Origin of the sequence: Pedobacter suwonensis, from assembly GCF_044762335.1 — a bacterium.
Lineage (GTDB): Bacteria > Bacteroidota > Bacteroidia > Sphingobacteriales > Sphingobacteriaceae > Pedobacter.
The window spans coordinates 1-11,920 of sequence record NZ_JBIWEB010000035.1; the positions used below are offsets into that span (position 1 = coordinate 1).

The 11,920-nt window shown below is 38.2% G+C and carries 11 protein-coding genes; all 11 read left to right on the forward strand.

Annotated features, from left to right (window positions below; all coding sequences use genetic code 11):
• A partial coding sequence (locus ACIQXP_RS24875) for an efflux RND transporter permease subunit (protein ID WP_387508732.1) occupies nt 1–1,707 on the forward strand: 1,707 nt, incomplete at its 5' end.
• Between the two features lie 31 nt (nt 1,708–1,738).
• Nucleotides 1,739–2,353, forward strand: a complete 615-nt coding sequence (locus ACIQXP_RS24880) for a phosphatase PAP2 family protein (protein ID WP_387508730.1) — start codon at nt 1,739–1,741, stop codon at nt 2,351–2,353.
• A gap of 162 nt (nt 2,354–2,515) precedes the next feature.
• The gene (locus ACIQXP_RS24885; RefSeq protein WP_387508728.1) at nt 2,516–3,523 is read left to right on the forward strand and encodes a YncE family protein; all 1,008 of its coding nucleotides are present in this window, start codon (nt 2,516–2,518) and stop codon (nt 3,521–3,523) included.
• 77 nt (nt 3,524–3,600) lie between these two features.
• Nucleotides 3,601–4,194 (forward strand): RNA polymerase sigma factor, encoded by a 594-nt coding sequence (locus ACIQXP_RS24890; RefSeq protein ID WP_387508726.1) that lies wholly within the window; start codon nt 3,601–3,603, stop codon nt 4,192–4,194.
• 18 nt (nt 4,195–4,212) lie between these two features.
• On the forward strand, nt 4,213–5,217 hold the full coding sequence (locus ACIQXP_RS24895; RefSeq protein ID WP_387508724.1) for a FecR family protein: 1,005 nt from the start codon (nt 4,213–4,215) through the stop codon (nt 5,215–5,217).
• Nucleotides 5,218–5,245: 28 nt separating this feature from the next.
• Nucleotides 5,246–7,780: a TonB-dependent receptor gene (locus tag ACIQXP_RS24900; RefSeq protein ID WP_387508722.1), complete on the forward strand. Its 2,535-nt coding sequence runs from the start codon at nt 5,246–5,248 to the stop codon at nt 7,778–7,780.
• Between the two features lie 2 nt (nt 7,781–7,782).
• Nucleotides 7,783–8,604 (forward strand): DUF4249 domain-containing protein, encoded by an 822-nt coding sequence (locus ACIQXP_RS24905; protein WP_387508720.1) that lies wholly within the window; start codon nt 7,783–7,785, stop codon nt 8,602–8,604.
• 233 nt (nt 8,605–8,837) lie between these two features.
• Nucleotides 8,838–9,017 (forward strand): hypothetical protein, encoded by a 180-nt coding sequence (locus ACIQXP_RS24910; RefSeq protein ID WP_387508718.1) that lies wholly within the window; start codon nt 8,838–8,840, stop codon nt 9,015–9,017.
• A gap of 32 nt (nt 9,018–9,049) precedes the next feature.
• Entirely contained in the window at nt 9,050–9,907 is an 858-nt protein-coding gene (locus tag ACIQXP_RS24915; protein WP_387508716.1) for a sterol desaturase family protein, read from the forward strand.
• Nucleotides 9,891–10,373, forward strand: a complete 483-nt coding sequence (locus ACIQXP_RS24920) for a DUF2147 domain-containing protein (RefSeq protein WP_387508714.1) — start codon at nt 9,891–9,893, stop codon at nt 10,371–10,373. The genes ACIQXP_RS24915 and ACIQXP_RS24920 overlap by 17 nt, the downstream gene beginning before the upstream one ends.
• A gap of 42 nt (nt 10,374–10,415) precedes the next feature.
• On the forward strand, nt 10,416–11,920 hold a 1,505-nt coding region (locus ACIQXP_RS24925), incomplete at its 3' end, for a DUF5686 and carboxypeptidase-like regulatory domain-containing protein (protein WP_387508712.1).

Below are 11,920 nucleotides of genomic sequence, written 5' to 3' on the forward strand. Positions count from 1 at the left end.
TTCGTACTCATGACAGGAGTTGCAGGATCCTATTTTCAGGTAATGACCAACACGATGATTATCACCCTGGTTTGCTCCTTTTTTGTAACCTGGATCGGTTTGCCCGTAATTTATCTGTTGCTCACAAAAGATTCACACAACAATGCATCAGGTAAGCAAGCTGTTGTACATGAAGTTAAGCCACAAAACTGGGTGCGTTATTTTATTCAGCGACCGTACATCAGTTTTGTTTTTATGTTGATTTTAATTGCCTCGATAGCAATCGTTTTTCCTCGTTTACAAACGGGGTTTTTGCCCGAAATGGATGAGGGGAGTATTGTTTTGGATTATGCATCTCCTCCGGGTACATCGCTTGAAGAAACCGACAGGATGTTGAAAGAGGTAGAGAAAGAAATTGTTAAAATTCCTGATGTGCAGGCATATTCGAGAAGAACGGGCACGCAAATGGGCTTTTTCATCACCGAACCCAATACGGGTGATTACCTTATCCAACTTAAAACCAACAGAACGAAAAGTACCGATGAAGTGATTTCTGATATCAGAGCGCATATCGAAAGTACACAGCCTGCATTAGTGGTTGATTTTGGCCAGGTAATTGGCGATATGCTCGGCGATTTAATGAGTTCGACTCAGCCAATCGAGATTAAAATTTTTGGTAACGACCAGCAAAAGTTGCAGGGCTTATCAAAGCAGGTAGCGGATCTGGTTTCAAGGGTAAGCGGAACGGCCGATGTGTTTGACGGGATTGTGTTGTCGGGGCCAACGGTGAATGTTCAGCCTAATTTTGCTATGCTTGCTCAATATGGTGTAACGCCTGCGTCGTTTCAGTTGCAGGTTCAAACGGGCATGCAAGGAAATGTTATCGGCGATTTGTATGATAAACAACAGCTTTCGCCCATCCGGATGGTTTATCCGGGCAGTAGAAAATTTAGTATTTCAGATATCTCGAGGATGAAGATTTTTTTACCTAATGGAACAGCTATTCCAATTCAGAATTTGGCTAAAGTTGAACTTAAATCGGGTAGTGCCGAAGTTGAGCGAGAAAACCTGCAGACTATTGGGGTAATTACTGCCAGGTTAGATAACCGCGATTTGGGGAGTGTGATGACGGATATTCAATCGGCCATCAGATCAAAAGTAAACCTGCCCTCAGGCTATCACATCGAATATGGTGGTGCCTACAAAGAGCAACAGCAGTCCTTTTCTGAATTGCTGACCATTCTTATTGCATCAAGTTTGCTGGTGTTTAGCGTAATTTTATTCCTTTTCAAGGATTTCAGAATAGCGTTTTTAATTCTCTTGATTTCTGTTTTGGGAATCTCAGGTAGTTATTTAGCATTGTTTATAACTGGTACGCCGCTAAACGTGGGCAGTTACACAGGGCTTATTATGATCGTAGGTATTATCGGTGAGAATGCAATTTTTACTTTCTTACAGTTCAAGGAATCGTTGCATGATAAAGACGTAGATGATGCAATTACTTTTGCCATTTCAACCAGATTACGGCCTAAATTAATGACTGCATTAGGAGCAATTATTGCATTGATGCCATTAGCATTGGGTATTGGTGCAGGAGCACAGCTTCACCAACCATTGGCCATTGCCGTAATCGGTGGGTTTATTGTTGCATTGCCTTTGCTATTGGTGGCATTACCAAGTCTTATTCGTAAATTTTATTCAAAAAAGGCTACGCATGCAAATGGCTAATACTGAATTACAATTTTTACGAAGACCGTTTTTGAAGTACCTTTTTTGGATTTCGCTTACAGGTTTTATTGCATTAACTTTTTTCGTTGTAGTGCTGCCACCAACAATTCTTGATAAATGGTTTTCATTAGAAATTCAGGAACATGGAAATGCTTTTTTTGATGCCTTTATGACTGCTGTAAGTAGTTTTGGCAACTTTAAATACAGTATTCCAATTGTAGCTGTCGTGTCATTGTTATTTTTGCTTTTCAAATTCAAGCGAGAGGCTTTATTTGTTTTTTTTACAATGATTTCAGGCCTGCTTAGTTCAGTTGTAAAGTATTTGATCAACAGACCAAGGCCTGCCAAAAATCTTGTCAGGATTATCGAGATAACAAGACAACAAAGTTTTCCGAGCGGACACGTCCTTTTTTATACTGTTTTCTTTGGGTTTCTGGTTTTTTTGATGTTTAAATTGAAGACAATACCATTGATCATCAGGTTGATTGTTGCTACATTTTGTGTAACCATCATCATATTGGTCTCGATATCCAGGGTTTACCTCGGCGCACACTGGCTTACTGATGTTGTTGCTGGTTATCTACTTGGCTATTGCTGTTTGTATCTTCTTATTAATTTCTACCTCAATCATTATCAATTATTTTGAATTAGCTTAAAAACCCAAATTGCTACAGAATCAGGCCGTTACTTAGTATATCAATCGTTTAAAATTCAACTCAAAAAATAAAATGAAGCCGCAATGATTTTCAAAATCACACAGTGGAATGATCAAATCATGGTAGCTCCATCACAAAACAAATTTAAAAAGATGAAAAAGAAAATTTTAACTCTCGCTTTATTGGTTGCAACAGGCCTATCGGTAAGCGCACAAAAGAAAACAGGCATTCATTTGCTGACTTCACACAGCATTGGGAGCAGTGGAGGATGGGACTACCTGACTGTCGACCAAAAGAACAATAACCTCTTTGTTTCTCACGGAACCCAGGTAAATGTTTTGAGCAAAGTTTCGGGCGATTCGGTTGGTGTAATCCACAACACACCGGGCGTACACGGAATTGCCATTGCAAGTGCTTTAGGCAAAGGGTATACCACGAACGGTAAATTGGGGACTTGTACTGTTTTTGATTTAAGAAACCTAACGGTCATGGCGCAAATTAATGTTGGACAAAACCCTGATGCTACTTTTTTTGATGACTATTCACAAAAAGTATTTGTTTTTAACGGCAAAAGCCACGATGCTACAGTCATCGATCCACAAACAGATAAAGTAGTTGCAACCATTCCATTGGGTGGAAAGCCAGAGGCTGGTGTTTCTGACGGAAAAGGAAAGATTTATGTAAACATTGAGGATACGAGCGAAATTGTTTGCTTTGATAGCAAAACATTCAAAGTATTATCTCGCTATAAACTCGTTGGTGGCGAAGAGCCTTCAGGATTGGCAATAGACCGAGCTAATTCGAGGTTATTTACGGTTTGTTCAAACAAGGTGATGCTTGTTTTAGATGCTAAAACAGGCAAACACATTGCTAAGTTACCAATTGGCGATGGCGCTGACGGTGTGGTTTTCGATGCAACAACAAAATTAGCTTACAGCTCAAACGGCGAAGGAACCATCACAGTAGTGAGAGAAGTTTCAGCTGATAAATTCGTGGTAGAAGAAACCATAAAATCTGAGTCTGGAGCTAGGACAATAGCCCTTGATGCCGTTACACATCACATTTTTCTTCCAACAGCAAATTTTGAGAAAAGTACTGTTGAGGGACAGCGCCCAAAAATGATTCCGGGAACTTTCAAAGTTCTGGAATTTGGGAAATAGATAATAATAAAGCGTAGGGCTGTCCTACGCTTTTCTACCATTTTTCAAATCAATCATTCTTAAAAAGTATTTTTATCATGTCGACGGTATTTGAAGACCAAAAGATTTTAAATGAGATTTCGATACAAAATCGACAAGTCTTTGATAAACTCTATAGGCAATATTATAAAAAGCTTTTTACCATTTCCTATAAATATCTGCGCCGGGAAGAAATGGCAGAAGAAGTGGTTCATGATGTATTTATTAAAATCTGGAATCTTGCTGGAAAGATAAAATTATCCTATTCTCTTTCTGGATATTTATCTCGAGCTGTGGTAAACGCTTCGCTAAATTTGCTGAAACGGGATCGTATAACTACCGTTCATATTGAATTATCTGAATGCGATGATAGAGAAAATGAAACGGAATTAAATGATGCAGAAATTCTTGAAAATCAACTTTTGGCCCTCGAAAAAGCTATTCTCCGGCTTCCAGGTCAATGCCAAAAGGTATTGTTAATGAGTAAGTTCGATAAGTTAAAGCAACAGGAAATAGCCGAACAACTAGGGATTTCCATAAAAACAGTTAAAAATCATCTCACCTATGGATATAAAAAATTGAGGGAAAATCTAGAGCATGCGATTATCATCGTGTTTTTTATCACCATTGTCTATAGGTCTTTTTTATATTAATGTTGTCTAGCTTATAATATGGAGAATTTCGACCCAAATACTAACGAATCAACTTATCTGCAACTTATATTGGATGAGCAGGATGGCAATATCTCAGTGAACGATGCACAAAAGCTTTCAGACTGGCGGAAGTTAACAACTGAAAATGAAGAGCTTTACCAGCTGTTTTTAAGTTATTTTACAAATCTCGACCTACTGGATACATACCGTAAGCTAGATACAGAAAGTTCGTTATCGGTTTTACATTCCAAAATGGGATTGTCTGATTTTCCACCCGTTAAAAAAACTAAAATTCTTTCGCTTAAGGTTTCAAGATGGGCAGCTGCAGCGGCTATTTTGGTTGTCGGATTGATGATCACGATTTATTTTTCTGCTCCCCGCATGGTTACTTTAACATCAAATAATAATGAGGCCATTCATTTCACACTTCCTGACGGTTCGAAAATCACACTAAATGCCGGTAGTAAGATTACCTATTATAGTGCAGATTTTAATCATTCAAGAAAATTAGAACTGGTTAAGGGTGAATGCTTTTTAGAGGTTGTTCACAATGGAAAATACCCTTTTAGCATAGAGCATCACAATATTGTTGTGAAAGATATTGGTACCAGTTTTAACATTGGTTCTACCGATGGTCATTTAACCGTATCGGTTAATGAGGGTGAGGTAAGCATTAACAAGAACGATGCGAATTTTGTAATGGTCAATTTAAAAGCTGGTGAACTGGCAAACTATAATTTCAGCCAGGATAAAATTGCAAAAGGTATTATCCAGGATCCAAATTATAAGGCGTACGCAGACCATCATCTCATTTTTAACAATGCAACCCTGGCCGAGGTCGCAAAGTCACTGGCGTTGGCCTATCATCAAAAAGTTGTTATTGAAGATAGCTTGCTTAAGAACCGTCGCTTTACAGCGGAATTTAAAAAGAAATCTTTAAATAATATTATCACTGTGGTGTGCAAGGCGCTTCAACTAGAGCAGACAACTAAAGGACAGACAATTTATCTAAAGAAAAAGTAATGGGCAACACTGGTATAATTGATAACCTTTGAGTAGGAGACAACATTTCATACTTGGTTTTTTAGCCTGGTTGGGTATTTTTTTGTGCTCAGGTCCATATTGTTTTGCCCAAAATGCTGCCTTAGAGAGAAAAGTTTCTATCGCCTTCAAAAATATAGATCTTAGAACAGCACTAGAAAAATTTCAAAAACAAAGTGGGGTCTCAATTGCCTTTGAGCCTGAGATTATTCCCCAAAAAGCAATTCAGGACAAAATTTTTAACAGCGAGCGCGTTCGGAATATTCTTTCATTTTTACTAAAAGATAGTGGTTTGGAGTTCGGAATGCTCGCAGGTTCAGTTGTAATTAACAAACAGGCTACTGTGCCTTTTACCCTAAACGGGATTGTTTTTGATGAAGAAACTGGAGAGAACTTAATCGGTGCCTTATTAGAAATTGGTAACGAAAAACAATTTTCGAACCAATATGGATATTTTTCAATCTCATTACCGCAGGGGTACTATCCGCTCATAGTTAATTTTGTTGGATACAAGCAAGATAACCAGTTGATTAAGCACACAAAGGACAGATATTTAAGCATTGGTTTAAAAAAGAACGTTTATGAGTTGGCTCAGGTAAGCATCAGTGGCAAAAACCCTTCCGAAGATTCTTTGGAGATGGTGAAGTCCATTATCAAGCCATCTATACGGAATATTATGAAAATCCCCTATTTCGCTGGAGAAATTGATGCAATGAAAGCCCTACAAATGGAACAGGGGGTTAAAAATGCATCTGAAGGCAGTTCGGCAATTTCGGTTAGGGGGGGAGGCTATGACCAGAATTTGATATTGATTGATGAAGCACCGATATATAATGCCTCTCATTTATTTGGTCTGGTTTCTACCCTCAATATCGATGCCTTAAAAAATGTGGAGCTTTATCCAGATTATATGCCGTCTCGTTATGGAGGCAGAATTTCTTCAGTAGTAGATACCAAATTGGCAGAGGGAAGTTTAACAGATTACCACATTAAAGGGGGGCTTAGTTTGCTATCTGCAGGATTAGCGATAGAGGGACCGATTGTAAAAAACAAAAGTTCATTTCTTTTTGCGGCCCGCAGAAGTCTGGTCGATTTGCTCAACTACGATTTTCGTTACTTTAATGTAAATGCAAATTATTACGACATAAACCTTAAGACCAATTTTATATTAAGCACTAAAGACCGTATTTACCTCTCATTTTATCATGGTTTCGACCATCTATTTTCAGAGGATAATTTCGCCAACGATTGGACCAATACTACGGTAACTTTTAGGCTAAATCATGTGTACACGCCAAAATTGTTTATGAACTTTTCGGCCATTTATAGTAATTACCGAAGTTCGTTAAGTCTAAATAACAAATCCACTGATAATAACGAATGGCTCACGGGGATTAGAGATGTTGCCCTAAAGGCAGATTTTTCTTATTACCACAGTTCAAAAAACCATATTCAGTTTGGTGTTTCTGGTACCAGACATCATTTAAAACCCGGCGAAACCTTGGTGGATGACAAAAGCACAAGCTTAAACAGAGTGTCATCGCTAGAATATGCACTTTACTTTGACAATGATATTGAAATTTTGAGTTATTTACATTTAAGGTACGGAATTCGTGCAGGGATATATAATGAATCCAGCCAGATAGAGCAGAATATTTATGGCCCCTCTTGGTCTCATTATAGCCTTGAGCCTCGAGCACAACTTATTTTCGATTTAAAGAAAGACCGTCTACTTAAATTTTCCTACAACCGTACCATCCAGCATCTTCAGGTGTTGCAAAACAATGAGCAGGCCTATTCGGCAATGGATACCTATATTTCTTCGGGGCCCCTGGTTCCGCCACAACGTGCCGATTTTTTTTCGGCTACCTTTAGTTATCTTAAGAATCCAAAGAGTGTTTATAATTTCTCTGGATATTTTCGCAGGTCGTTCAATCAGTTGGATCTTTTAGATCATGCAAAGATTATTCTTAATCCCGATTACAAACAATTTATCCGCTTCGGAATTGCAAATAGTTATGGTATCGAACTGTCTACACATCAGAAAATCGCAGGTTTTACGGCCAATTTAAATTACAGTTATTCGCGTGTTTTTAAAAAGATTGATGGTATAAACGATGGGCAACGCTATGCCGCGAACTATGATATTCCCAATGATTTAAAGCTGTCGCTCAGCTATCCCCTTAGTAATAGGCTGGTGCTTTCATCATTATTTTCTTACCGAACAGGGCGAACCATAACATTACCGGTTGGCTATTATACTTACAATAGTTCAAAAGTCCCTATTTACCAGGGAAGAAACAATGCCAGATTTCCAGATTTTAACAGACTGGATATTGTTTTTCAGCTTAATCCTAAAATACCGAAAAAGGACAATCAAAAAAGAGCGTATGAAGCGACCTGGAACTTTGGGATTTATAATGTTTATAACCGAAGAAATCCAATGTTTTACCGTTTGGCAACCATCGAACCCGATAAAAACCTCGGCTTTGAAGAATCGTTTTCAGGCATTATGCCATCATTATCTTATAATTTCAGATTTTAAACATGAAAAGATTGACCACTATTTTTTTTCTTCTTGTAGTTTGCCTTTCATGTAAAAAAGAACTGGTTGATAAGGTAGTTCTTCCCGCGCCGACCAATATTGCGCCATTGGTTGTTGAAGGTGGTGTAAATACGTTGTCTGCAGCTCAATATATTTACTTAACAAAACCATCTTACAATTTGCAAAATCCCATTAGCCCAATTAACGATGCGAAGGTTTACATCAACGGTACAATGCTCAAAATATCAAATGTACCAGGAGTTTATAGTGGAATTCTTCCAGATAATAAACTTTATGGCACAACATACCACCTCCAGGTGCTTTACAATGGTTCTACTTATGACGCCCTAGATACCTTACAAAAAGTTAATGCTTTTAGCAATGCAGCACTTAACTTGAAATCGATAAACGATGAGGGAAAATTAATTCTATCTATACCAAAACATGTTTTTGATGGAATATCAGGCATGCAATTATTTTACCAATTGCCTGGTGGAAAAGACTGGAATCCATCCTTATTTAGCGAAACACAACCCTTTTGTTATATTCACAATTACGCACCGCCTTACGGGCTTTCGCCAGTGTTGGAGCAGCGAACAGATTTTGCCCTCCTTTCTACAGATAAAATCGATATCTATCAGTTTTCGCTTTCCAAATCTTATGAGCAATATCTATATAACGTTTTTCAGGAAACGGATTGGAAAAGCCTTTTCTCGGCCAATCCGGGAGTTGTAAAAGGTAATGTTTCTGGGGGAGCGCTTGGATATTTTTATTGTACAGATGTATCTGCAGAATCGACCACCGTTGCAGAGCTGATCAAATAAGTCGGTCATCAATTTCTTCTCGGTATGCCGTTCCGGCAACTTTTAGAATCCTCTTATAAAATGATTAATTAATATTGGAGTGTCTGTGTCAAGCCTGTAGAAATGCTTTCAGGCAAAAGTCTTCTACAAGTTTAGACGCACAAATAAAATTTCGATAGAAATTTAAGCAGTTTTTCATTTTTCTTATAGGACTATTTGCAAATGCTCCTGTCTTGATAATAAAAACAAAGACCATGGAAAATACAGGGAAAGAATCTCTACTCGGAAAAATGAATGATATAGTGCCATGGCTATTGCTCGTAGCTCCCTTTCAGCGTTCTCCGGTTGGCATGCAGGCCAAGCCATTAAAACTTGATGAATTTATCGAACCATCAGCTCCAGATGGAGATAATTCTATATCCGAAAGCAAATAAAAAGTTAACAGATTTATTAATAGGTAAGAGATATGACTGCCAAGCCAGACCATTCAACGACGCTTCAACTCTTTTTTTTCGCGACAACCATTATTGTACTTTGGAATTCAGAAATACTGTTTAGAAAAGAATCCATAAAAACCAAATGGTGCCATACTGTTTTAAATCTTCATTTTTTGGCAACAGCAACACTTATTCAATTGCCCTTAACCCTGGCCGTTATCAAGGTTACCGAATTAACCGCAGAACATGGCTGGGGCTTGCTAAATAAAATTCCAATTGGCGATAGCTTTCTAATCAGGTTCGTTGCAGGATTTATACTAATGGATTTTTTCGAATATGTGTATCACCTTACAATGCATAAAACAGCTTTTTTGTGGAATTTTCATCTTATCCACCACAGCGATACCGAGCTTGATGTTTCTACAACTGTTCGCGAGCACCCAGGCGAAACCTTTGTTCGGGTAAGTTTTATGGTGTTAACGGTATACCTGTCGGGAGTACCCATTGCTATTTTGCTAATAAGGCAGTTTATTCAAAGTTTTTCTAACCTAATGGCGCATACTTCTATTTCTTATCCGCCGAAATTGGAGCGTATTCTTCGCTGGATATTTATCACCCCTGGTCTGCATAAGGTACACCACCATGACACACTTCCGTACACCGATTCCAACTATGGCGATATTCTTTGCATTTGGGATAGATTGTTTGGAACATACATGGAACTGGAAGAGTCGAAAATAAATTTCGGAGTAGATACTGCGCCATCATCAGAAATGAAAACTTTTTCCAAGCTATTGTCCTATCCTTTTCTCAAAAAAGATAAAGAACAGCAAACAACCGGTATTGATGAACCTTTAACCCAAAAAGTTTATGCTGACATTAGGTAAAATCGTTTTGGTTGGCTACTTTACTGTTTTTGGATTACAAGTATGCCCACCGAAAATCGCAAGCCATCATAAGAAATCAGACCTCATTCTTGGTGATTGGATTTCGGTACAGAAAAATGTGATGGTTAATATTGCCAAAGAAAATGGCAGATTCAAGGCTACTGTAACTTGGTTCAGTGATAAAGACGACCCGTCCAGACCAATGGAAACTAGAAGGGATATCCATAATCCAGATCCAGCCTTGAGGCACAGAAAACTTTTGGGCATGGAAATTTTAAAGGGCTTGAATTACAATGAAGATTCAGACCGATGGGAGGATGGTATCATTTACGATCCACTCAGTGGCAGAGACTGGAGCTCTGTAGTAAGCCTTGAAGAAAACGGTTTGCTGAAGGTGAAAGGCTATTGGCATTTCGAGTTCTTAAGCAAGTCAATCTCTTTCAAGCGAGTTGTAAACAATAAATAATTCCTCTTTTTTCTATTGGCACAAAAATCTAAACCCACTATCATGAACAAAATGAAAAAGATTGTTTTTTTAGTTTTATCAATCTTAACAGCTCCCTCGTTGCTTTTCGGCCAGCAAAAAGATAGTGCACAAGTAAAGTTGAATTCCAATAAACTGGCTGAAAACCATATAGATCCTAAAATCGTTCAACAACCGACGGTTATAAAGGGACAGGTGCTTGATGCCTCAAACATGCAACCTTTAACCAATGTTACAATCAGTTTTGCAGGAGGCCAGGCAAGCACAAAAACAGATGAAGATGGGCGCTATAACATTATGACTACTTCTAAAGCCTTGCAGTTAAAGTTTTCTTCCGTGGGATTTAAAACGGTGCTGAAACTGATTGTTGCCGGAAAAACACAAATATTGAATGTACAGTTGAAGGGGAGCAATATGCAATTGGACGAAGTTTCTGTACACGTTACAGGAAAAACGCATTACAAAAACCGTGATAATCCTGCGGTTTCCCTTATTCAACAGGTAATTAACCACAAAGAGATGAACAGAATGCAAGCCGCCGATTATGTTCAATATCATCAGTATGAAAGAATTGGTTTTTCACTCTTCGACCTTTCCGGTAAATTTCTTTCCTCTAAATTATTTTCGAAATATAAGTTCTTGCTCGATTCTTCCATGGTGATAAACGACAGTGTAAAAACTGCCTTACCTGTCTATATGGCTGAAAAGTATGAAGATATCTATTCAAGAGGACATCCCTCAAAAAATATTGACATTTTAAAAGCCCATAAAGAAGTAAATTATAATACGCTTGTTGATACCGCTGCGCTTGATATTTACCTGAATCGGTTATATGGCAACCCGGATATTTATGCCAATAATATTTTTATCCTTACCAATCAGTTTTTAAGTCCAATTGCCGACCATGCCCCCGATTTCTATAAGTTTTTTATTACCGATACCCTAAGTAAAGGAGAGGAACGTCTTATTGAAATCAGTTTTACGCCCAGAAATCTGGGCGATTTGCTTTTCGAGGGAAAATTGTACATCACTATGGATGGTCGTTATGCCGTTAAATCCGATATCCTAAGTCTGAACAAACACATCAATATCAATTTTGTAAGAAGAATGGATGTTAGACAGGATTTTACGCAATATCCTGATGGTCGATTTTACCTGGTCAAAAGTGATATGCAATCTGATTTTGGCCTGATGAAAGCTAAAGGGACCAAGATTTTTGGAAACAGAACGGTATTCTTTACGGATTACAAAATCAATGAGCCACTGGCCTCTAGTTTCTATAATGGAGATAGCCATCAGGTTGATTTAATTACAGAAAAACCTACAGATAATCTGTGGACAAATCTCCGAGCTGATACTTTGCCGAAAGCGCAGGCTCTGATTTATAAGAATATCGATAGTTTACAGAAAATGCCATCCTACAAGCGGACAGCGTGGCTGGCAAAATTTATAACGGGCGGTTATGCCGACCTTGGCCCAGTTCAGCTTGGCCCAAATGGCAGTTTTTACGCTTTTAATGATTTAGAGGG